This is a genomic window from Mycobacterium sp. 1164966.3 (assembly GCF_001665395.1).
GTDB lineage: Bacteria > Actinomycetota > Actinomycetes > Mycobacteriales > Mycobacteriaceae > Mycobacterium.
On sequence record NZ_LZSG01000064.1, the window covers coordinates 24,713 to 45,881 of the forward strand.

Below are 21,169 nucleotides of genomic sequence, written 5' to 3' on the forward strand. Positions count from 1 at the left end.
CGCCGGTGTCAGTCACGGGTCATCATTCTGCCGGACGTTGCGAGTGGTGATCACCGTTCATCTCGGCCTGGAACAGGCGATATTGCTCCGCGCGGCCGGGCCGCCGCCGCACGATCAGCCAGCCGGCCGCCAGAACGACGAACCACAACGGAAACCATGCCAGCGCGATCGCGGTATCCCTTTCGGTGCACAACGTCCAGATGACGAACGCGAAGAAAACCAGGACCGCCCAACACATCGGCACGCCCGCAGGCATCCGGTAGATCGACGCGGCGTGACGTTGCCGGTGGCGCCGGCGATAGACCAGGTAGCTGACCACGATCATCGCCCAGACGAACATGAACAACAGCGACGAAACGGTGGTCAGCAGGGTGAACGCGCTCATTACCGAACCCTGCAGGTAGAGCAGCGGTATCGAGGTCAGCAGCAGGGCAGCCGTGACGAGCAGGGCGAGTGCCGGCACGCCGCCGCGGTTGAGCCGGCGGAAATGCGCCGGAGCGCTGCCTTCGTCCGCCAGGCCGAAAAGCATTCGGCCGGTGGAGAATACGCCGGAGTTCGCCGACGAGGCGGCCGAGGTGATCACCACGAAGTTGACCACCGACGCCGCGGCGCCGAGCCCGGCCAGTGAGAACATCGTCACGAACGGCGACTCCCCACTCGCGAACTGCCGCCAGGGGACGACGGCAAGGATCGCAAGTAGCGCACCGATGTAAAAGATCGCCACCCGCAGCGGCACGGCATTGATCGCCCGCGGCAGTGTGCGGCGGGGGCTGGCCGTCTCGGCCGCGGCGGTGCCGACAAGCTCGACACCGACGAATGCGAAGAACGCGATCTGGAAGCCACTGACCACGCCCATGAACCCGGTGGGGAAGAACCCGCCGTCGTTCCAGAGGTTCTCGATCGTCGCGCGATGACCTTGTGGCGAAACGAAATTGGTGGCAAGCAGGATCGCTCCGACGGCGATGAGGCCCAAGATGGCCGCGAGCTTGATCAAGGCGAACCAGAACTCGATCTCCCCGAAGTTGCGCACGCTGAACAAATTGAACAGCAGCACCAGCCCGACCGTCACCAGGGCAGGTAACCAGGGCGGCAGGCCGGGCCACCAGAATTTCGAATAGCCGGTGATCGCAACGATTTCCGCGATACCGGTGACGATCCACGCGAACCAGTACGACCAGCCCGTGAAGAAACCGGCCATCGGTCCCAGCAGGTCGGCCGCGAAGTCGACGAAGGACTTGTAGTTCAAGTTGGACAACAACAGCTCGCCCATCGCGCGCAGCACGAAGAACACGAAGAACCCGATGATCCCGTACACCAGCAGCACGGCCGGGCCGGAGTGGGAGATTGTCCGTCCGGACCCCAGGAACAGACCGGTGCCGATCGTTCCGCCGATCGCGATCAGCTGGATCTGGCGGTTGGAAAGGTCGCGATGCAGGTGCGGGACAGCATCGTCGGTTATCAGCGATCGAGCGGCCGCCATGGCGACAATCCGTCTAGACCGTACCGGCCTACCCGGACGTCTTCACCATGAGCTTGCCGACGTTTTTGCCGTCGAACAGCATGTTGATCGCCGTCGGTAGCTGCTCGAAGCCCTCGATGACGGTCTCGAGCGGAGTGAGCTTGCCTTGGGTGATCAGGCCCGCGATCTCGCCGATCGCCTCCGGTGCGCGACCGAAGTGGTCGAGGACGATGAAGCCTTGCACCGTCGCACGCTGAATGAGCAGGTTCCCGAACGCGCGTGGCCCCGGCGGCGGATCTTCCGCGTTGTAGCCGGAGATCAGCCCGCAGAGCGCGACGCGCGCACCGATGTTGAGGCGCGCGAAGATCGCGTCCATGATGGCCCCGCCGACATTCTCGAAGTCGACGTCGATGCCGTCGGGGGTAGCGGCGGCCAGTTGGGCGGCCCAGTCGTCGGCGCGATGGTCGACGGCCGCGTCGAAGCCGAGCTGTTCGGTCAGCAGCGCACACTTCTCCGGGCCCCCGGCAATCCCGACCACGCGCGCGCCGTCGGCCTTGGCGAGCTGGCCCGCGACCGAGCCGACGGCGCCCGCCGCGGCCGACACCACCACCGTCTCGCCCGGCTTCGGCTTGCCGATGTCGCGGATCCCGATCCATGCGGTGAGCCCGGTCATCCCGAGCGCACCCATGTAGGCGCTCGGTGAGACGCCTTCGGCAACATCGACCGGAAGCAAAGGCACTGTGTCAGAAGCGACTACGTACTCCTGCCAGCCGACCAGGCCTTGCACGATCTGGCCCACTGGGTAATTGGGGTTCTTCGACACGACGACCTCACCGATCCCACCGGCGCGCATCACCTCGCCGATACCAACCGGAGGCAGGTATGTCGGTGTGTCGTTGATCCACATGCGGTTGGTCGGATCAAGCGAAATCCAATCGACGCGAACCAGCGCCTCGCCGTCGCTGATCTCGGGAACCGCCTCCTCGCTGAGTTCGAAGGTGTTGGGACCGATGCGTCCCGAGGGGCGCTCGCGGAGCAAGAAGCGACGGTTTCGATCGGGCATGAGCGAACGTTACCGGACCCGGCTGGCCCAAGTGGGCGAGCAGACGCAAAACCACCCTGAAAACCGGCGGTTTTCGGGGCTTTTGCGTCTGCTCGCCGACCGTATTTACCCCGAATTCACGGCCAAATCTCAGGATCGCAAAGGTTTGGTCACAGGTTCACCTGGGCATCATTGATCAGGATCAAACCACTCAGAACACACATTGTCGTGGGATTGTCTGGGATTGATGCCGCGTAACACCGCGGCGGAATGCATTTCGAGGGAGTTGGCGATCGTGGCAAACGAATCAGGTGCAACGGTAGTTTTCCTCAAGTCCCATCCGGCTTGGGCTGCAGCTCACCGGCGTGAAGCCGCGCGGATGGAAGCCATGCGCCGCCATCCATCATTTCTGGCCAAGCAGCGGGCTGCCGCGGCACACGGCGGCGATTCGCAACGGCTATCCGTGGCATCGGGATGCGCTACATCTGCAAAACGCCGGCCTGGCCGTCGCCATTTGGTCGCGGTGGACAGCGTCAGCACAAATCGCTGATTGCAGCTGCCCAATTTGATTCCGTCGTAACCGATTACCGGACCGACACATTTAATCGGGCCGCGGCGCCCAAGCGAGCGACCCGACTTGTCGCCGATGTCGGGGGACAACTTCGCGACTCGGCCGTGGGCTCTTATTAGCGAAGGTGTGGCTGGCTCGTGACCTTCCCGCGACAGCGACCAAGGACGCTCAATTTCATGACAGCGCTTGCGGTTGCTTCCGCATTGGTCACCGCACTGTGCATCGGCTACCAGTTGGGCCGTCGCGTCGGCTCGACACCTCCAACCTGGAAACAACGAACGAGCCGGATGGCACTGGGAAGGCGCGCGATCAGCCTGCTGGTGCTGGTGACCGCCCGACGGCTGCAGCGGAGCTTTTTGGCCCACGGCAGGCTCGAGCCGCTGCTACTCCTGCGCAGCGCTCCGCCGCGGCGCCGCTTCTACCGGATCTAGCGCTCAGAGCTTGCCTGCGACGAAATCAGCTGCCTGATTGGCCATCCCGGACTGGATGTAGGCGCTGGCGAGATGTTGCGGCCAGTTGTCCTTCCAGGTGTTCGGGTCGGCCGGGTTGCAGACGGGATCCGCGCCGTGGCACAGCTCAATGGTCCGGTCGTTGTAGATCGGGTTGAAGTTGGTGATCGGACCCACCCATTGACTGCCATTGCCGAACAACGCGACCGCAGCAATGTGCTGATCGGCGCCCGCCGGCAGCGGATTGTCGAAACCCAGCGCGGAGATCGGCACCGCGAGTACCACGTCGGTGACGGCCGCACCCAACGAGTAGCCACCCAACACCAACCGAGTGTCCGGGCAGTTATTGATCATGTACTGGACGTGCTGGCTCATGTCGTTGGCTCCGATGTCGACCTCGGTATCGGCGGGGTATCGCACGGCGTACGAGCCGAAGCTCCTGCCCCCGACCTTCGAGCTGAGCGCGTTGATAAATGCGTTGCCCAATACGCCGGGACCCGCGGATTCCTTTCGGCCGCGGGCGAAAACCACCTGCACCTGTGGACAATTCGCGGCCGCGGCGGCGGGCGCCGCACCGGGCACGCCGGGCGGCAACACTGCGGCGGTGAACGCCAACGCGATGGCGATGACAGCCGGCACCAGGCCAACGACGACTGATTTACGGGCAAGCAGAATGCGCACAGCAAGATGGTAGAGCGGTTGCGCCGCGGTCGCTGAGCGACCCAAAGGATTTGGCACCGGGCGGCGACCGGAGCCGGAGAAAGCGCCTCGTGGCTGCTGGCCGACTTTGTTACCATCTCGCGATGCACCATTGTGCTGCCCGTGGAAACGGGGGAACGCGATCCGTTTCCAGACGCGACGTACTCAAATATTCGCTTTCCGTTCCGACTCTGATGAGCCTGGGACCGCTGGCCGCGACATTGCAAGAGCCGAAGGCTTCGGCCGCCAATATGAGATTGATCGATTTCGCGGAGCGAAGGATCCCGCCCGACGAGATCAAGTCGGCAGGCTATGACGGGGTCGTGAATTACGTATCCGAATCGCGGCCCGGTGCGAATTTCGAGGCAAAGCCCCTCACCAGCGAATACGCCAACGCACTGCGCGCGGCTGGCCTTCATATCGTCAGCAATTTCCAGTACGGAAAACCCGGCTGGTCGGCACCCTCGGATTTCACCCGCGGCTACGACGGCGGTGTAGCGGACGCTCACACCGCGACGACCCTGCACACCGCAGCCGGAGGTCCTAGTTCGGCGCCGATCTTCTTCAGCGTCGACGACAATATCGACCTCGACACCTGGAACAACGTTGCCGTCAACTGGTTTCGGGGCATCAACTCGGCAATGGGCGTGGAGCGCACCGGCATCTATGGTCATGCCCATGCCTGCGGATGGGCGGTTCGAGACGGCGTGATCGGACACTCGACCACCGCTGGGCACCGATGGGCATGGCAGACGAGAAGCTGGTCGAACGGGGAACGCGAGCCCACCGCGGTGCTCTACCAGGGGATCATCAACGGTCCGGTCCTGGGTGGGATAACCGTGGACGTCGATGACGTGCTGGCGCCCGATTTCGGGCAGTGGGGGCTGAACCGGTAGCGCAAACAGCTGCAAGAGCCGCTGGGGCTTCAAGATGGCGTCTTCGCTGTCGATGCCGTCCTAAATGACCAACACGGCTTCGCCATGCGCGGCCGTCATCGGTTTCACGCGGAATGCAGCCATCTAGGCACTTAGCCTTCCGCTTCTTGCGCCCAGCCGTCCGCCCACGCTTGCAGCGGTGTCAGCGCCGCCATCAGCGAGCGCCCATGACTGGTCAGCCGATACCCGCCGTTCGAGTGGGCCACGATGTGCAGTTCGCGCAGTTCCCTCAGACGGGTGTTCAACGACCCAGGATTCATCTCTGAGGCCGCCTGAAGGGCGCGAAAGGTCAACGGATCCTCGCGCAATTCCCACAGCACCCTCAGTGCGCCACGCCGGCTCAGTGCATCGAGAGCGACCATGATCGGGCGCCCAGAGGTTGATCCCCTTACTGGCGACCCGATTCGCGGCGTTGGCATGCTTCACATTTTGTAGCATCCGAGCGTAGAGTGCCAGCATGCCACGCTATAAAAACCATAGCGCTCGGGTCGCACCCGCGCCGCAGCCTCTGCCCAACGACGTCCAGCAGGCCATCGACATCATCATGCGGGGCAACCCTCCGCTGGCGTTATTTACCACCATGGCCCGCGATCGCCGGTTGTTCTTCAAGTTCTTCAATTCGGGCCTGCTCGACCGGGGACATCTGACAATTCGTCAGCGCGAAATCGTCATCGACCGCGTTACCGCGACGTGTGGCGCGGAGTACGAGTGGGGAGTGCACGTCAGCGCCTTCGCAGCCAAGGCAGGCCTCACCGAGGACCAGATCACCTCGTTGACGACCGGGGCTCCAGAGGATGCCTGCTGGGACGACGCGGATCGCGTGCTGATCCGGCTCTGCGACAGTCTGCACCGCACCTGCACCATCGACGACGACCTCTGGGCGCAGTTGAGCGCCTACCACAGCGACGAGGCGATCTTGGAGCTACTCATGCTCGCCGGTACCTATCGAATGGTCAGCTATCTGGTGAATTCGCTACGCCTGCCGCTGGGAAAACGGGGCCCGCACTTTTCCTGCCGCGTGATACTTATCCGGTGGGCGGCTATGACGACGACGTCGTGGAGTTTCTTAGAGGAACCGGACGAATTGCCATGGCGCACCAAGGATTTACCTCGTTCAAATTCCCGAAGAACAGTTTGGGGGCGTTCCGCGAGGCGGCGAAACTCGGATACCGCTACATCGAGACGGACGTTCGTGCAACCCGCGACGGCGTTGCGGTGATCCTGCACGACCGCATGCTCGGGCGGGGGACCGGAGTGCCAGGCGCCGTCGACCAATTGGACTGGCGCGACGTCCGCAAAGCCAATTTAGGTGCAGCGGAACGCATTCCCACCTTGGAAGAACTCCTTGCCACCATGCCGCACATGCGGATCAATATCGACATCAAGGCGGCGTCCGCCGTCGAGCCGACCGTCGCCGCGATCGAACACCTGAACGCGCACGACCGAGTGCTGGTCACCTCCTTTTCCGATCGGCGTCGCAGGCATGCGCTGCGGCTGCTGTCCAAACGGGTCGCCAGTTCGGCAGGCAGGGGAGCGCTGCTGGCGTTGCCGGCGGCGAGAACACCTGCCAGCCGTGCGTATGCGTGGCGCGTGTTACGCGACAGCGACTGCGTTCAGCTGCCGCCAAGGCTTGGTCGCATACCCATCATCACGCCGGGATTGGTTCGGGCACTTCATGATTCGGGTCGCCAGGTGCATGCGTGGACGGTCGACGACCCAGTTGTCATGCATGCCCTCCTCGACATCGGCGTGGACGGCATCATCACCGATCGCGCGGACCTGCTGCGCGATGTCCTCATCGCGCGCGGGCAGTGGTGGCAGCCGTAACGCCCTAATGCACGACACCCCGCGGGCCGGCGTCCGCGGGGTGTCGCACGATCGGGTTCTACTTCAGGTCGAACCGGTCGTTGTTCATGACCTTGACCCAGGCCGCGACGAAGTCCTCGACGAACTTCCCCTTGTTGTCGTCCTGCGCGTAGACCTCGGCAAGTGCGCGCAGCACCGAATTCGAGCCGAACACAAGGTCGTTCGCGGTCGCGGTCCACTTGCGCGCGCCCGAGGCACGATCGTGACCCTCGTAGACGTTCTCCGCGGTCTCCGACGCCTTCCACTCGGTGTTCATGTCGAGCAGATTGACGAAGAACTCGTTGGTCAACGCCCCGATCCGGTCGGTGAACACCCCGTGCTTGCTGCCACCGTGATTGGCGCCGAGCGCACGCAGACCGCCGACCAGCACGGTGAGCTCCGGAGCCGTCACACCGAGGAGGTAGGCCCGCTCCACCAGCAACTGCTCCAGCGGCGCCTTCTCGCCGGCCCGCGCGTAATTGCGGAACCCGTCAGCGCGCGGTTCGAGAACCGCGAACGACTCGACATCGGTGCTCTCCTGCGAGGCGTCGGTACGCCCGGGCGCGAAGTGCACCGTGATCTCATAGCCCGCATCCTTGGCGGCCTTCTCCACCGCCGCGGAACCGGCCAGCACGATCAGGTCGGCCAGCGAGATCTTCTTGCCGCCCTTGTCACCAGAAGAAGCCGAGTTGTTGAACTCCTGCTGGATCCGCTCCAGCACGGGCAGTACCTTGTCCAGCTCGGACGGCTCGTTGACCTCCCAATTCCGTTGGGGCTCAAGGCGCACGCGCGCCCCATTGGCGCCACCGCGCTTGTCGGTTCTGCGGAAGCTGCCCGCTGCGGCCCATGCCGTCTTGACCAGCTGGGGAACGGACAAGCCCGATTCGAGCACCTTGCTCTTCAGGCTGGCAACATCCTGCTCGTCGACCAACTCGTGGTCCACGGCGGGAACGGGGTCCTGCCACAGCTGCGGCTCGGGAACCCATGGCCCCAGGTAGCGGGAGACCGGTCCCATGTCGCGGTGCAGCAGCTTGTACCAGGCTTTCGCGAATGCCTCGGCAAGCTCCTCCGGGTGGTCCAGCCAACGCCGTGTGATCGGGCCGTAGACCGGGTCCTCACGCAATGAGATGTCGGTGACCAGCATCGTGGGAGCGCGGCCCGGCCCGCCGAACGGATCGGGAATCGTGCCCGCTCCGGCGCCGTCCTTCGCGGTGAACTGCCAGGCTCCGGCGGGGCTCTTGGTCAGCTCCCACTCGTAGCCGTACAGCGTCTCCAGGAAGCTGTTGTCCCACTTGGTGGGGGTGGGCGTCCAGACCACCTCCAGGCCGCTGGTAATGGCGTCCTTCCCGGCGCCGCTACCGAAGGAGCTCTTCCAGCCGAGTCCCTGTTGCTCGATCGGAGCGCCCTCCGGCTCGGGACCCACCAAGTCGCCGTCGCCGGCACCGTGGGTCTTGCCGAAGCTGTGCCCACCGACGATGAGCGCGGCGGTCTCCTCGTCGTTCATCGCCATCCGGCCGAACGTTTCACGGATGTCCACCGCGGCTGCAACAGGATCCGGCTGGCCTTCGGGTCCCTCCGGGTTGACGTAAATCAGACCCATGGTGGTCGCACCGTAAGGCGCCGCGAGGTCCCGCTTGCCGGAGTAGCGCTTGTCGGTGCCCAGCCACTCCTCCTCTTCTCCCCAGATAATCTCCTCGGGCTCCCAGACGTCCTCGCGGCCGAAGGCGAAGCCAAACGTCCTGAATCCCATCGACTCCAGCGCGACGTTGCCGGCGTAGACGATCAGGTCCGCCCACGAGATCTTGTTGCCGTACTTCTTCTTGATCGGCCACAGCAGCCGGCGCGCCTTATCCAGACTGGCATTGTCCGGCCAGCTGTTGAGCGGGGCGAACCGCTGCAGGCCCTGCCCGCCGCCGCCGCGGCCGTCGTGGATGCGGTAGGTGCCGGCGGCGTGCCAGCTCATCCGGATGAACAGACCGCCGTAGTGGCCGTAGTCGGCCGGCCACCAGTCCTGCGAGGTGGTCATCAGCGAGATCATGTCCGCCTTGAGAGCGTCGAGGTCCAGCTTCGCGAACTCCGCGGCATAGTCGAAGTCCTCGCCGAGCGGATTGCCCTGCGGCGGGTGCGGGTGCAGCGTCGAAACGTCGACCTGGTCGGGCCACCAGTCCCGGTTCGTCAGCGGCGCATGGGCTTTCGGTTTGGGCGATTCGATTACCGGGTTTTCGCTCTCGCTCCTGGTCGCCGTCCCGGTGTCTGGATATGGCGGGCGGCTGTCGGACGTATCAGATGACACAGCATTCCTTCCGAGGGTTGGGTGATTCAGACTTTGATCACGGCTGTGATCGGGAAACGGCATTCGAACAGTCGGGGCACATGCCCCAGTAGATGACTTCGGCTTCGTCGAGAACGAAACCATCCAGGACGTCGTCGGTGTCCGCCGGGGTCAAGCACGGCGCTTCGCCGACAGCGCAGTCGATGTCGGCGATGACTCCGCAGGACCGGCATACCAAGTGGTGATGGTTGTCGCCGACCCGGGATTCGTACCGGGCAACCAGGCCCGATGGCTGAATCCGCCGGACCAGGCCCACCGCCGTCAGCGCATTGAGCACGTCGTAGACGGCCTGGCGGGAGACATCGGGCAGGCCGATCCGCACCGCCGAGAAGATGGTCTCGGTGTCGGCATGTGGATGGGCGTTCACAGCTTCTAGCACGGCGAGCCTGGGCCGGGTCACACGCAGATCAGCCGATCGCAGATGCTCTGCGTAATCCGTTGAGGACACCCCACCAATATGCGCGCTTTTCTGGAATGAGTCAAGACTTTGTGGAGCGCCTGCGCAGAGTCCGCGCGCCGTCAGCGCTGCAACGCGCTACCTTGGCGCCATTGATCCCAGGTGAGTGTCCAGTCGCCGTTCTGCGCAAGCTGCAACGGTGGTCCACCGCTATTGCGGACCTCGACCACGTCACCCGGAACCGAAAAGTCGTAGAACCATTTCGCGTTGTCGCCGTTGAGGTTCAGGCATCCGTGCGAGGTGTCGGTGTGGCCCTGCGCCCACACCGTCGCGTCGAGTTGGTGCAGATAAATGCCGTCGATGCTGATCCGGGTGGCGTAGTTGATGGTCTCGCGATACCCGAGGCGGGAGTTCTTGGGCAGCCCGAATGTCGACGAATCCATGATCACCGGGTTGCCCTTGTCCAGGACCGTATAGATGCCCGGCGGCGTCCAGAACGACAACGTCCGCCCACCGATCGTTTCGGTGCCGCCCATGCCCATCGACGTGGGCATGGTGCGGACCAGTGCGCCGTTGTTGAAGACGCTCACCATCTTGGTGGCGTCGTCGGCGATCGATATGTGCGCGTCGCCGATCCGGAACGACACGCGGCTGTCCTCTTGCCCGAATAGCCCATTCCCCAACGAGATTCCGTAGATTTTGGCTTCCGCGGTGACCGCCGTGCCCGGTGCGTAATAGTGCTCTGGGCGCCAGTGGGCGTTCTGGTCGTCGACCCAGAACCACGACCCTTGCACCGCCGGGTTGGTGGTCACCACCAGCTGTCGCTCGGCGGCAGGGCGGTCGGCGATCTGCTCGTCGAAGTGCGCGACGACCACTGTTCCGACGCCGTAAGTCTCGCCCTCGCGCAGCGCCGCCTCCGACGTGGTGGTGAACGAGACCTTTGTCTGATTGGACGGCTGCAACGTCGAGAACGACGAGACTTGGGTTGACGCAATACCATTGGAGCCACGGCTGGTGACGGTCAGCGTGTAGGTGCGCCCATAGCCCAAGGGGACGGTGGGTTTCCAGAAGGTGTTGTCCGGGGTCATGACGCCCTCGATCGTCTTGCCGACGTCATTGACCATGCGGACACCGACCAGTGTTCCGGCGTCCGCCTTCACCGCGACCTGCGCCACCGGGTCGACGTTGCGCGCATTGGGGCCGGGCGTGATCGCCACTCGCGCCGCTTCGGGTTGCGAAGAATTGCCGACGCAGTGGCCGTCCGCGCAACGCGGCAAGGAGGCGATCTGGACAGCGCCCAGTACACCGATGACGACGAGGGCGCAGAGCAGCAACCGGCGCGGCCAGACGGTACCAAATCGGCGCCGGATCACCTGAACACTTTTGTTGAGCGACATTGAAACGCAACATCCTCGGGCTCGTTGTTGTGCATCAGATAGCCAGGGACGTTCGCGCTGAAACCGAGCCGTTCCTCACACCAAGGCAGCGGCGAGCGCGCGATCATGGCGTCATGGCCGACAACGAACTCGACAGTCTTTATTCGGAACCGCCGGATGCTTTCACGGCGCGGCGCACGGAGTTGGCCGCCGCGGCGAAGGGTCGCGGTGACACCGAGGCTGCCAGACGAATCTCTGGGGCGCGCAAGCCCACCACGGCGGCCTGGCTGGTCAACCGGCTGGCGCTGCAACGCAAGGACACCAAAGAGCAGCTGGCCGACCTCGGCGAACGATTGCGCGCGGCGCACGCGTCGATGGACGGCGATGCCATCCGGGACCTGTCCGCCGAGCAGCACCGGCTGATCAACAAACTCACTCGGGCCGCATTCGAGGAGGCCGGCATGAAAAGCCCCTCGGCAGCCGTGCGCGACGACCTGACCGGCACACTGCAGGCCGCAATCGCCGACCCCGAGGTCAGGGACCGCCTTGGCCGATTGAGCAAGCCCGAGCGGTGGTCGGGTTTCGGCACGTTCGGCGATGCGGCGCCGGTGGCGAAATCCACTCGCGAACGTACGAAGGCACCGAAGGCGACAGCCCCGGACAGGCCGCCCCGGCCGAAGCAGGGCGAGCCGCTGCACGACCGTAAAGCAGAGGCAGCGCAAAGGCAGCTGCAGAAGCTGACAGCCGCCGTAGCCGCGGCCGAGCGCGCCAAGGCGCAGGCGGACGACGAACTGTCCGAGCGGGAAGCCGAATGCACTGCCGCTCAGCGGCGCCGGGACGACGCACTGGCGAGCCTGCGGAAGGCGGAGCGCGAATTGAAAAGCGCCGAACAGCGCTACGACAAGGCACGACAAAACAGTCGGGCCGCCGCGGAGTCGTTGAAAGAGGCGAAAGCGCAGCTGAGGCGGGGGTGAGCGGACGTATCTGGTTGTCGGTCACGTTTCCCGGTGACCCGCTGGGGTACTAGCCAGCAGTGACTTCTCTATGGCTTGCCGATCGACCCGAACCACCTTGGACCGCAAACCAGATCGACGAAGGACCCCGATCCGCCCAGGTCGTTGTCGTCGGCGCCGGAATCACCGGGCTAATTACCGCGGTGTTGCTGGCGCGGGCAGGCAAGGACGTTCTGGTGCTGGAGGCGCGCACCGTCGGCTCCTGCGCCACCGGAAACACCACCGCGAAGATCAGCTTGTTGCAGGGCAGCCATATGTCGAAGATCCTGCCCAGACACGGCATCGGCACGGCCCGCGCTTACGTGGAAGGCAATCGCGAGGGTCAACAATGGGTGCTCGACCACTGCGAGACCCACGGCGTGGCGGTGCAGCGCGAGGATGCCTACACCTACGCACAGTCGAGCAAGGGCGTGTTGTCGGCGCGCGCCGAACTGGCGGCGTGCCAGGCCGTCGGCCTGCCGGTCACCTGGGAAGACGATGCCGACGTGCCCTTCCCGTACCACGGCGGGGTGCGGCTGCCCGACCAAGCGCAGTTCGACCCCATGCCCTTCCTGGACTCGTTGGCCGTCGAGTTGATCAAGCGGGGCGGACGGCTGGTCGAGCACGCCCGGGTGCGCCGGGTGTCGAGCAAGGGGAAAACGCTTCGCGCCCAGGTCAATACACCTGCCCGGCAAGAGATCGAGATCGAGGCGTCGCAGATCGTCTTGGCCACTGGTATCCCGATCCTCGACCGGGGCGGTTATTTCGCCCGCGTGAAGCCCAGCCGCTCGTATTGCTTCGCCTTCAAGGTGCCCGAAGGCAGCATCACCAGACCGATGATGATCTCCACCGACTCGCCGACCCGCTCGGTGCGCTACGCGCCGTTCGGCGATGGCGAGCGGCTGCTCGTCGGCGGCGCCGGCCACACCGTGGGCCGCGAGAAGAGCCCGTCCAAGGCGCTGGACGAGCTGGCGTCGTGGGCGCGCAAGCATTACCCCGGGGCAATGCAGACCCACTTTTGGTCGGCCCAGGACTACACCCCGATCGACCAGCTGCCCTATGTCGGACCGATCTTGCCGGGCAACGAAAGTATCTTTGTAGCAACAGGATTCAATAAATGGGGCATGACGAACGGCGCCGCCGCGGCGCTGGCGCTGTCCAGCCGCATATTAGGCGGACGGATGGACTGGTCCCGCGCGTTCGCCAGTTGGAGCCCGCACGAGTTGTCGGGTCTCACAACGGCCGTGCAGGCCAACCTCGAGGTCGGATTCAACCTGACCAAAGGCTGGATCACCCCGGCAATTCGCACCGGCCGGCGCAGCCCGCAGCGGGACGAGGGCGGGGTGGTGAGCGGACCGCCGTGGCACCTGGAAGCCAGGTGCCGGGTCGACGGCACCGAGCACCGTGTTTCGCCGGTGTGCCCGCATCTGGGCGGGATCGTGAACTGGAACGACGCCGACAAGGCCTGGGAATGCCCATTGCACGGGTCGCGGTTCGCGCCGGACGGCACGCTGTTGGAAGGGCCGGCGACGCGGGATCTCACCGCGAGCCAGCCTTCCGACAGACCAGCCGGCGCGATGCGATAGGCGATTGCTCGTCGATCGCCGCCGTGGTCAGGTGCGGGTTGCGACGTAACGTTCGCTGCTCGCGGTCATGTGTTGTCCTTGTCCGTGGGGCCGTATGCAGCGGCAATGTCGGGCGAATCGAGCCATCCCGAGTATGTCGGCCGCGATGGCCACCCTTCAGGCGAATCCTGCCATTCCTCCTGGCGACCCCATGGCAGTATGTCGATGAGCCCAAATGAGTGACTGAGCTGCTCGGTGCCGCGCCCCGTCGTGTGCCATGTGCGGTACACCGTGTCGCCGTCGCGCAGGAACACGTTGACGGCAAACCCGCCGCCGGGCGGCGCGTCCATGTCGGCGGAGAACGGGCTTTGCGACGACGAGTACCACTGCATCCGGTTGCCGACCTTGCGCCGGTAGGCAAGGGCTTCTTCAATAGGCCCGTTGGTGACGACGACGAAGCGGGCGTCGTAGTTGTCGAGGAACTCCAAGCGGGTGAACTGCGAGGTGAAGCCCGTGCAGCCGCCGCACTGCCACTCCGCGCCGTCGGTCCACATGTGGTGGTAGACGATCAGTTGCGAGTGGCCGTCGAAGACGTCGACCAGACGGATGGGTCCGTCGGGACCGATCAGGGTGTAGTCGGGCAGCTCGACCATGGGCAGCCGACGCCGCTGCGCCGCGATCGCATCCAATTCGCGGGTGACCGCTTTTTCTCGTTTCCGCAGCTCGTCGAGCGCGGCGCGCCAGGTCGCGTGATCGACCACTGGCGGCAAGGCTGTTGCGTGCTCCACGGACATGGATCCACCTTTACTTTCGACTGTCCCGTTCGAAAGGTGTGACTCCCGGCGAGTCCGAAACTCATCGCCGGCCGACCCAGCACCAGATTCACGTTTCCGCGGCAAAGGCTTGTACAGTTGGCTGGCGCCGCGTTTGTCAAGCGTTAACCGCCATGACATACCGCATTCAAAGGAATAGGACGGTTTTGCTGGCCCGCTCGTCACAGCGCCGCGGGTAAGCGGTCGTCGAAGCCGCGCCGTTGGGGGCCCTGAGTCGATCGGAGGAAGCGAGATGGACTTCGCGTTACTGCCGCCCGAGATCAACTCCGGCCGGATGTATGTGGGTCCCGGTTCGGGACCGATGCTGGCTGCCGCGGCGGCCTGGGAAACGTTAGCCGCCGAGCTGCATTCGACGGCAAGCGCGTATCAGTCCGTGATCGCCACGCTCACCGCGGGGCCGTGGCTGGGTCCTTCGTCAGCGGCTATGGCCGCGGCTGCGTACCCCTACGTCGCCTGGGCGCAGGCCGCTGCGGCGCAGGCCGAGCAGACGGCCACCCAGGCCGGGGCGGCTGCCGTCGCCTACGAGACGGCCTTCGCGGAAACAGTGCCGCCGCCCGTGATCGCGGCGAATCGCACCCTGCTGATGAATCTGGTGGCGACGAACATCTTGGGACAGAACACTCCGGCGATCGCGGCTACCGAGGCGCAGTACGCCGAGATGTGGGCGCAGGATGCCGGGGCGATGTACGGCTATGCGGGTTCGTCGGCGTCGGCGGCGTCCCTGACGCCGTTCAGCGAACCGCCTTCCAACACCAAACTGGACGGTCAGACGGGCCAATCCAGAGCGGTCGCCCAGGCACTGAGCACCTCCGCGGGTAAGGCGCAGAGCGCAGTCTCGTCGGTGCAGCAGTCGTTTTCCGCGGTGCCCAGCGCCTTGAACAGCCTCGCCGCCCCGGCCGCTGCACCCGCCGCGCCCCTGGGACCGCTGGACGTACTGGCGGTGCTGGCGAACCTGAGCGGAGTTTTCGCCGACCCGGAGATAGGTGCGGCGGGACTTGCCGTCGGCACGGTAGCTCTTCCCTTTGACGTCGGCGGTTACTACGTCGGTGTCCACACCGACGACATCGTCAGCGGTTGGGCGGGGCTCGAGCCGTGGCCAGGCACCGCGGCGGCGCCGCCGACGACGTTTCCGGTGGTTACCAACCCGGGCTCGATGTTCGCGGCCAACATGGGAGAGGCGAAGTCGATCAGCGGCTTGTCGGTGCCGAAGGGCTGGGCTACGGCGGCGCCCGAGATACGCCCCGCCGCGCTGGCGTTGCCGGCCGCGAGCGCCGGTGCGGCCGCGGAACTTTCGGGAGACGGCGTCGGCAGCCTGTTCGGCCAGATGGCGGTCGCGAGCATGGCAGGACGGGCGATGGCCGGCACCGGCGGCGCCGGTGTCCCCGGTCGCCGGGAGCGGGTCGGGGCAGCAGTGTCCAAGCCCGGGGAGCCGGCGGACACTCGCGAGCCGGCGACGTCAAGTGAACCCAAGGAACCTCGGGAGGCGACGCCACACAGCCCTCCGGGCGGCCCGATTACCAGCATCGCCGCCGAACTACGTGAATTGGCCTCGTTGCGCGACGCGGGCATCCTCACCGACGAGGAATTCAACGAGCAGAAGAAGCGCCTGCTACCGCACTGAATCTCGCACTAGGGGCGTCCCGTGCTTGTCGCGGCACGCATGAGATCACCGAGGTGTTCGAGGGCCGTGGGGTATTCGTGTCCCAGTGGCGTCCCGTAGCCGACGACGATTCCCCCTTTACGGTGACCTGGTGCATGCCAGAAGGGGGCTAACCCGGTGACGGCGACTCTGCGGCGATGCGCGACGGCGAGCACGTCGGCCTCCGAAATGTCTTGGGGTAGCGAGATGACGGCGTGCAGGCCGGCGGCGATTCCCTGGATCGACACCGCGGGCGCACAGCGAGCGAGGGTATCGACGAGCGCGTCGCGGCGATCCCGGTAGCGGCGCCGCATCCGCCGAATGTGCCGGTCGAGAGCACCCGATTCGATCAACTCGGCGAACGCCAGCTGCGCCAGGACGTCGGTGCCGCGATCGGCTCGGCGTTTGGCTTCGATCACCGCGTCGACGAGCTCGGTGGGCAACGCCAGCCAGCCCAGCCGCAGACCGGGGGCCAGGCTCTTGCTGGCGCTGCCCGCATAGATGACGTGCTCGGGCGCGAGTCCCTGCAATGCACCGACGGGATGCCGGTCATAGCGGAACTCCCCGTCGTAATCGTCTTCGACGAGATAGACGCCGCGGGCGGTGGCGATCTGGGCGAATTCGGTGCGCCTCGCGGCGTCAAGCGTCGCGCCCAACGGAGCTTGGTGCGCTGGGGTGAGGACGGCCGCCGCGACAGATTGGGGCATTTCTTCCGGCCGGGCACCGTTGCGGTCGACATCCATCGGGACGACGGCGAGTCCGCTGGCGGCCGCGATTGCGCGGTGATCGGGAAGACAGGGGTTCTCGCACGCGATCGATCGGGCGCCGCCGGCGGCGAGCGCGTCACACACCAACCGCAGTCCCTGCGTGTAACCACTGCAGATCACGATGTGCTCGCTCGTGGTGAGCACTCCACGTACTCGACCCAGGTAGCCGGCCAGTACTGCGCGCAGGCGTGGCGACCCGCGTGGATCTGCCGGGCCGAGTTCGGCGTGCGCCGTGACTTGCAGCGCTCGTCGCATCGCGCGCAGCCATTCCGTGCGGGGAAACATGCTGAGGTCGGGACGACCGAGGCGAAAATCGGCGACGGCACGCGTACTCGCGCCTTCGGCGGTGAGTCGGGTAGGGGCGTGCCGCCCATGAGCCACTTCGGTGGCCGCGCCGGGCCTGGTTCGCAGATAGCCCTCGGCCGCCAGTTGCGCATACACCTCGACGACCGTTCCGCGCGCGAGCCCGAGCTGCTCGGCCAGTGCCCGCGAGGACGGCAACACTTCACCGGGGGCGAGCCGTCCGTCGCGAATGGCTTGGCGCAAAGCACCTTCGAGCGCCGAGCGTCGGCCTCGTCCAATCGGCAGGTCGAGGTGCAGGTCGATTCCGCCGATCGCACTGGTCCACAAATCCGGCATGGAATTGGACATTACCGATGAACCGATCTTTTCGTAGCGTCGAAGCCGTCACGGTTGCTGCGACAAAGGAGTTGTGTGAATGGTTGAGCTGGCCGACCGGCGAATTGACCGCACGGCAAGTTTCACCGCCCAATTCAATGCGGCCCAACGCGCCGCAGAGACGTTGCGGCCGCCGGGCCGTCGCCTCCTCGACGATCCGTACTCGCGATACTTCGTCGACCATCCGGCGTTGCGGGCCATGCTGGCTCATCCACGTTCGGCCGATGCCGCACTTCGCCTCATCGACTGGGTATGGGGCGGACTGCACGCCCACATCGCGCTTCGGGTGCGTTACGCCGACGATGCATGCGAGGCCGCGATCCGCGCGGGCATCGACCAACTCGTGCTGCTCGGCGCCGGCTTCGACACCACCAGCCTGCGACGTGCCGGCGCGCCGGTGCGGGTCTTCGAGGTCGACGCGCCCACCACCCAGGCCCACAAACGCCCCGTGGTCGAGCGGCTATTGCCGACCTCGCGCGATTCCGAAACAGTCTGGGTGCCATGCGATTTCGAACGAGATGTACTACGAGAGCGATTGCTTGCGAGCGGATTCGACGCTGCCCGGCGAAGCCTGATCATCTGGCTGGGGGTCACTCCGTATCTCACCGGTGTCGCCATCGACGCGACGCTGCACGACATCGCAAAGATCTGTGCGCCGGGCAGTCGTCTGGTCGTCGACTACATCTGCGCCGGCGTCGTCGCCGCGCGCACAGAGTGGCGAAGTGCGCGCCGCGTTGCCCGTGTGGTGGCCCGGCGCGGAGAACCGTACCGCAGCGACTTCACGGCGGCCGGCCTGAATCAGATGCTCGCCGCCCACGGTTTTCAGCGTGACGAGCACTTGAGCGTCTCCGCGCTGTTGAGGCGTTATGACCCCGGGAACCACAGTGGATTGGCCGCCGACGACTGGCTGACAGTCGCCTCGGCGCGACGTGTATGACGGTACGGCTCGACCCACGGCGACGAATCGGTGGATTCCGGGATCCCGCTGCGCGACCATAAACTCCGGCCAGGTTGAAAGATGGGGACATGATGAGCGGTCGCCTAGCGAACAATCGACTCGTATTGGCGACCGCCGCCTTCGGCGTCTACACCGCGGTGATGCTGGTACCGGAGCACCGTATGCGGCAGACCGGCGGACCCGGAATCATCCCATTTGAGCTGGCCGGCAACGCTTCTCGGGCCGAGGACATCATGGCCCGGTGGGGGAGCGAGGGTCAGCGGGCCGCGCGGATGTCGCTGTGGCTCGACTTCGGCTATATGGCAAGCTACGGCGCGCTGACGGCGCTGCTGGTGGACCGCGCCCGTCTTCGTCGCGGCCACCCGGCTGCTCTGCCTGCCCTGGCGATTCCCGCAGTTGCCGGCGACGCGGTCGAGGGAGTCGCGCTCTTGAAGGTTCTCCGTCGCACACGCGTTGCCGCCAATGCGCGGCGCGCGCGAATTGCCGCGTACATCAAGTTCGCAGTGCTTGCCGGCGCGCTCGGATACGTTACGTCAGCCTCACTCCTGCCGGCGCGCCGAGGAAATTGTTTGGGATCCGACGCTGCGGTGTAAGAAATAGCTACCTGTACTCACGAAGGAGAATGATGAGGCGTATTGCACCCGCCACGATTGCGATGGCCATGCTGCTCTTCAGCGGATGTTCGGCCTCACAGGTCATCAATACCGGTGGCGACACCAAATGCAAGGACTTCACCTCGCAGGACGAGAAGAAGCAGAACGAGGAAATCAGCAAGATGCTCAAGGACAAGAGCGGCGCTGACCCGAACAACCTGGAGATCTCGACGACGCGACTGTCGGTGACGACCTACTGCCAGACGGTCGGCAAGCCCGACAGCAAGATCTCGGAGGCGCCGCACGGGTGAACTGGGCTCAGCGCCAATCTGCTCAACGCCATTTGATGCCGCAGCCGATCGACGGCCGCTGATCGGCGTTCACCGGCCGTCCAGCCAGCACCGCGTCGACCGCTGCCCGGACGTCGGCGGCCGTCACCGGAAGGCCGTTCTTCGGGCGTGAGTCGTCGAGCTGGCCGCGGTACACCAGCCGACGCTGACCGTCGAACACGAAAGTGTCGGGCGTGCAGGCTGCGGAAAACGCCCGGGCCACGTCTTGGGTCTCGTCGTAGAGATACGGAAATGTCCAGCCGTGACGACGCGCCTCGGCGACCATTTGATCGGGTCCGTCCTGCGGGTAGGTGACGACGTCATTGCTCGAGATGCCGACCATCGGGACACCCAGACCGGTCAGGTCCCGACCGAGCGCGGCGAGCCCCGCGGCAACATGCTGGACGTACGGGCAGTGGTTGCAGATGAAGGTGACGACGAGCGCGGGGCCCGTGAGTTCTTCGAGGCTGACCGTGGCGCCGGTGGCCGGCTCGGGCAGCGTGAATGACGGCGCGGGAGTGCCCAGAGCGAGCATCGTCGATTCGATTGCCATGTGCGCCAGAGTAGCCGCGAGAACGGGGCCGCAACACCTTGGTGCGCATCGCAAGCCACGCAAATGACTGCCGCCGCACCGGTTGTCAACCTTTTGCCGGCCACGCTTGAGGATTGGCGATCCGAATCGGCGTGCCGTTCAGCCATGCCACGACGGCTTCCACGGTGTCCGCGTAAAAAGCGCCGAGCATTTCGCGGGTGACGTAACCGAGATGCGGAGACAGCGTCACGTTGGGTAGAAGTCTCAGCGGATGGTCGTGGGGAAGGGGTTCGACGTCGTAGACATCCAGGCCGGCACCGGCAATGCGCCCATTCTGGAGCGCGGCGACCAGGGCCGCCTCGTCGACAATCGGGCCGCGGGAAGTGTTGATCAAGTAGGCATGGGCCTTCATCAGGGCTAACTCTGGCTCGGCGATCAGACCTCTCGTGCGCTCCGAGAGCACCATGTGGATGGAGACGACGTCGGACTCTCGGAATAGTGCCGCCTTCTCGACCCGGCGGACAGCGACCGCCGCGGCGGCCTCCTCGGTCAGATTTTGGCTCCACGCAATGACTTCCATGTCAAACGCTTTCGCGTATTCGGCCATGCGTCGACCGATCCTGCCGAGGCCGACCAGTCCTAGTGTTTTGCCCGACAACGTCATCCCCACCGTCGCCTGCCAGCCACCTTCACGCAGGCGGCGATGTTCTTCGGCCAGCTGGCGTGCCGTCGCGATGATCAACCCCCAGGCGAGTTCGGGGGTGGCGTCGCGCACGGAGCTGAATCGCGGACTTGCGAAGTCCGAATGCGCTACCAGGATGCCGTTTTCGGTGGCCGCGGTCATGTCCAAGTTCGGCAAGCTTCTGCCGACGATGGTGATGAGTTTCAGGTTCGGCAGTCTCTCGATCAGCGTGCGCGGAAACGCCATACGCTCGCGCAACGTGCAGACCACGTCGAAGGGTTGCAACGTCTCTATGGCTTCCGCTTCGGCAAGGTGACGGTCGAAAACGGTTATCTCCGAACGCATCTGCACTGAAGACCAATCGGCCAGGTCGAGTGCCGCGCCGGCGTAGTCGTCGAGTATCGCCACCCGGGGCATGTCGTCTCCGTTCGCCGTCCGCGAGCATTCCAGGACACGCGAACTTTACCCGCTCGACGATCATCTGGGCCGCAACGAA

21 protein-coding genes and 1 pseudogene are annotated in these 21,169 nt (G+C 65.2%); 11 read left to right on the top strand and 11 right to left on the bottom strand.

Annotated elements, in window-relative coordinates; translation table 11 throughout:
* Positions 1–22 precede the first annotated feature (22 nt).
* A complete protein-coding gene (locus A9W99_RS23095) occupies positions 23–1,480 on the bottom strand; it encodes an amino acid permease (protein ID WP_067383857.1) in 1,458 nt (485 codons plus the stop codon).
* A 28-nt stretch (positions 1,481–1,508) separates the two neighbouring features.
* Positions 1,509–2,522 (bottom strand): NADP-dependent oxidoreductase, encoded by a 1,014-nt coding sequence (locus tag A9W99_RS23100; protein WP_067383859.1) that lies wholly within the window; start codon positions 2,520–2,522, stop codon positions 1,509–1,511.
* Between A9W99_RS23100 and A9W99_RS26720 the strand changes: the two genes are divergently transcribed.
* Both A9W99_RS26720 and A9W99_RS26280 read left to right on the top strand, forming a co-directional pair.
* Positions 2,521–2,697: a hypothetical protein gene (locus A9W99_RS26720; protein ID WP_156623252.1), complete on the top strand. Its 177-nt coding sequence runs from the start codon at positions 2,521–2,523 to the stop codon at positions 2,695–2,697. The genes A9W99_RS23100 and A9W99_RS26720 overlap by 2 nt on opposite strands.
* A gap of 551 nt (positions 2,698–3,248) precedes the next feature.
* Positions 3,249–3,503: a hypothetical protein gene (locus tag A9W99_RS26280; RefSeq protein WP_082930158.1), complete on the top strand. Its 255-nt coding sequence runs from the start codon at positions 3,249–3,251 to the stop codon at positions 3,501–3,503.
* Positions 3,504–3,506: 3 nt separating this feature from the next.
* Here the strand turns inward: A9W99_RS26280 and A9W99_RS23105 are convergent, their stop codons facing one another.
* Complete coding sequence (locus tag A9W99_RS23105; RefSeq protein WP_067384240.1) at positions 3,507–4,202, bottom strand: cutinase family protein; 696 nt, start codon at positions 4,200–4,202, stop codon at positions 3,507–3,509.
* A 122-nt stretch (positions 4,203–4,324) separates the two neighbouring features.
* On the opposite strand from A9W99_RS23105, the gene A9W99_RS23110 reads away from it, so the two are divergent.
* On the top strand, positions 4,325–5,116 hold the full coding sequence (locus A9W99_RS23110; protein ID WP_067383860.1) for a DUF1906 domain-containing protein: 792 nt from the start codon (positions 4,325–4,327) through the stop codon (positions 5,114–5,116).
* A 131-nt stretch (positions 5,117–5,247) separates the two neighbouring features.
* On the opposite strand, the gene A9W99_RS23115 is transcribed toward A9W99_RS23110, so the two are convergent.
* Positions 5,248–5,517 carry a helix-turn-helix domain-containing protein gene (locus A9W99_RS23115; protein ID WP_253870296.1) on the bottom strand — a complete coding sequence of 90 codons (270 nt, stop codon included), beginning with the start codon at positions 5,515–5,517 and terminating at the stop codon, positions 5,248–5,250.
* A 218-nt stretch (positions 5,518–5,735) separates the two neighbouring features.
* Between A9W99_RS23115 and A9W99_RS27455 the strand changes: the two are divergent.
* Positions 5,736–5,900 (top strand): annotated as a pseudogene (locus A9W99_RS27455) (carboxymuconolactone decarboxylase family protein); the annotation flags it as partial.
* A 311-nt stretch (positions 5,901–6,211) separates the two neighbouring features.
* A complete protein-coding gene (locus A9W99_RS23125; RefSeq protein ID WP_067383865.1) occupies positions 6,212–6,982 on the top strand; it encodes a glycerophosphodiester phosphodiesterase family protein in 771 nt (256 codons plus the stop codon).
* A 58-nt stretch (positions 6,983–7,040) separates the two neighbouring features.
* Here A9W99_RS23125 and katG read toward each other — a convergent pair whose 3' ends face one another.
* From katG to A9W99_RS23140, 3 genes are all read right to left on the bottom strand, one after another.
* Entirely contained in the window at positions 7,041–9,293 is a 2,253-nt protein-coding gene (gene katG, locus A9W99_RS23130; RefSeq protein ID WP_067383868.1) for a catalase/peroxidase HPI, read from the bottom strand.
* Positions 9,294–9,330: 37 nt separating this feature from the next.
* Positions 9,331–9,780 carry a Fur family transcriptional regulator gene (locus tag A9W99_RS23135; RefSeq protein WP_067383874.1) on the bottom strand — a complete coding sequence of 150 codons (450 nt, stop codon included), beginning with the start codon at positions 9,778–9,780 and terminating at the stop codon, positions 9,331–9,333.
* 71 nt (positions 9,781–9,851) lie between these two features.
* A complete protein-coding gene (locus A9W99_RS23140) occupies positions 9,852–11,126 on the bottom strand; it encodes an Ig-like domain-containing protein (protein ID WP_067383876.1) in 1,275 nt (424 codons plus the stop codon).
* A 113-nt stretch (positions 11,127–11,239) separates the two neighbouring features.
* Here A9W99_RS23140 and A9W99_RS23145 point away from each other — a divergent pair, with 113 nt between their 5' ends.
* The gene (locus A9W99_RS23145) at positions 11,240–12,079 is read left to right on the top strand and encodes a hypothetical protein (protein WP_067384243.1); all 840 of its coding nucleotides are present in this window, start codon (positions 11,240–11,242) and stop codon (positions 12,077–12,079) included.
* A gap of 59 nt (positions 12,080–12,138) precedes the next feature.
* Positions 12,139–13,683, top strand: coding sequence for an FAD-dependent oxidoreductase (locus tag A9W99_RS23150; protein WP_067383879.1), 1,545 nt, complete (start codon positions 12,139–12,141; stop codon positions 13,681–13,683).
* Positions 13,684–13,748: 65 nt separating this feature from the next.
* Here A9W99_RS23150 and A9W99_RS23155 read toward each other — a convergent pair whose 3' ends face one another.
* Complete coding sequence (locus A9W99_RS23155; RefSeq protein WP_067383881.1) at positions 13,749–14,456, bottom strand: DUF899 family protein; 708 nt, start codon at positions 14,454–14,456, stop codon at positions 13,749–13,751.
* Between the two features lie 271 nt (positions 14,457–14,727).
* Here A9W99_RS23155 and A9W99_RS23160 point away from each other — a divergent pair, with 271 nt between their 5' ends.
* Entirely contained in the window at positions 14,728–16,116 is a 1,389-nt protein-coding gene (locus A9W99_RS23160) for a PPE domain-containing protein (RefSeq protein WP_067383883.1), read from the top strand.
* A gap of 8 nt (positions 16,117–16,124) precedes the next feature.
* On the opposite strand, the gene A9W99_RS23165 is transcribed toward A9W99_RS23160, so the two are convergent.
* Positions 16,125–17,507, bottom strand: a complete 1,383-nt coding sequence (locus A9W99_RS23165) for a PLP-dependent aminotransferase family protein (protein WP_082930176.1) — start codon at positions 17,505–17,507, stop codon at positions 16,125–16,127.
* A gap of 121 nt (positions 17,508–17,628) precedes the next feature.
* On the opposite strand from A9W99_RS23165, the gene A9W99_RS23170 reads away from it, so the two are divergent.
* The 3 genes from A9W99_RS23170 to A9W99_RS23180 all read left to right on the top strand — a co-directional run bounded on the left by A9W99_RS23170 (position 17,629) and on the right by A9W99_RS23180 (position 19,441).
* Positions 17,629–18,516 (top strand): class I SAM-dependent methyltransferase, encoded by an 888-nt coding sequence (locus tag A9W99_RS23170; RefSeq protein WP_371514984.1) that lies wholly within the window; start codon positions 17,629–17,631, stop codon positions 18,514–18,516.
* A gap of 92 nt (positions 18,517–18,608) precedes the next feature.
* The gene (locus A9W99_RS23175) at positions 18,609–19,130 is read left to right on the top strand and encodes a hypothetical protein (RefSeq protein WP_156623253.1); all 522 of its coding nucleotides are present in this window, start codon (positions 18,609–18,611) and stop codon (positions 19,128–19,130) included.
* A gap of 29 nt (positions 19,131–19,159) precedes the next feature.
* Entirely contained in the window at positions 19,160–19,441 is a 282-nt protein-coding gene (locus A9W99_RS23180; protein WP_067383891.1) for a hypothetical protein, read from the top strand.
* 22 nt (positions 19,442–19,463) lie between these two features.
* Here A9W99_RS23180 and A9W99_RS23185 read toward each other — a convergent pair whose 3' ends face one another.
* Both A9W99_RS23185 and A9W99_RS23190 read right to left on the bottom strand, forming a co-directional pair.
* Positions 19,464–20,012, bottom strand: a complete 549-nt coding sequence (locus A9W99_RS23185) for a thioredoxin family protein (protein WP_067383894.1) — start codon at positions 20,010–20,012, stop codon at positions 19,464–19,466.
* A gap of 85 nt (positions 20,013–20,097) precedes the next feature.
* On the bottom strand, positions 20,098–21,090 hold the full coding sequence (locus A9W99_RS23190) for a D-2-hydroxyacid dehydrogenase family protein (protein ID WP_067383897.1): 993 nt from the start codon (positions 21,088–21,090) through the stop codon (positions 20,098–20,100).
* Positions 21,091–21,169 lie beyond the last annotated feature (79 nt).

Excerpts from the sequence above, each read along its gene's own strand:
- A9W99_RS23095 (WP_067383857.1), bottom strand. The coding sequence starts at position 1,480 with ATGGCGGCCGCTCGATCGCTGATAACCGACGATGCTGTCCCGCACCTG.
- A9W99_RS26720 (WP_156623252.1), top strand. The coding sequence starts at position 2,521 with ATGAGCGAACGTTACCGGACCCGGCTGGCCCAAGTGGGCGAGCAGACG.
- A9W99_RS23100 (WP_067383859.1), bottom strand. The coding sequence starts at position 2,522 with ATGCCCGATCGAAACCGTCGCTTCTTGCTCCGCGAGCGCCCCTCGGGA.
- A9W99_RS26280 (WP_082930158.1), top strand. The coding sequence starts at position 3,249 with ATGACAGCGCTTGCGGTTGCTTCCGCATTGGTCACCGCACTGTGCATC.
- A9W99_RS23110 (WP_067383860.1), top strand. The coding sequence starts at position 4,325 with ATGCACCATTGTGCTGCCCGTGGAAACGGGGGAACGCGATCCGTTTCC.
- A9W99_RS23115 (WP_253870296.1), bottom strand. The coding sequence starts at position 5,517 with ATGGTCGCTCTCGATGCACTGAGCCGGCGTGGCGCACTGAGGGTGCTG.
- A9W99_RS23140 (WP_067383876.1), bottom strand. The coding sequence starts at position 11,126 with ATGTCGCTCAACAAAAGTGTTCAGGTGATCCGGCGCCGATTTGGTACC.
- A9W99_RS23145 (WP_067384243.1), top strand. The coding sequence starts at position 11,240 with ATGGCCGACAACGAACTCGACAGTCTTTATTCGGAACCGCCGGATGCT.
- A9W99_RS23155 (WP_067383881.1), bottom strand. The coding sequence starts at position 14,456 with ATGTCCGTGGAGCACGCAACAGCCTTGCCGCCAGTGGTCGATCACGCG.
- A9W99_RS23160 (WP_067383883.1), top strand. The coding sequence starts at position 14,728 with ATGGACTTCGCGTTACTGCCGCCCGAGATCAACTCCGGCCGGATGTAT.
- A9W99_RS23175 (WP_156623253.1), top strand. The coding sequence starts at position 18,609 with ATGAGCGGTCGCCTAGCGAACAATCGACTCGTATTGGCGACCGCCGCC.
- A9W99_RS23180 (WP_067383891.1), top strand. The coding sequence starts at position 19,160 with ATGATGAGGCGTATTGCACCCGCCACGATTGCGATGGCCATGCTGCTC.
- A9W99_RS23185 (WP_067383894.1), bottom strand. The coding sequence starts at position 20,012 with ATGGCAATCGAATCGACGATGCTCGCTCTGGGCACTCCCGCGCCGTCA.
- A9W99_RS23190 (WP_067383897.1), bottom strand. The coding sequence starts at position 21,090 with ATGCCCCGGGTGGCGATACTCGACGACTACGCCGGCGCGGCACTCGAC.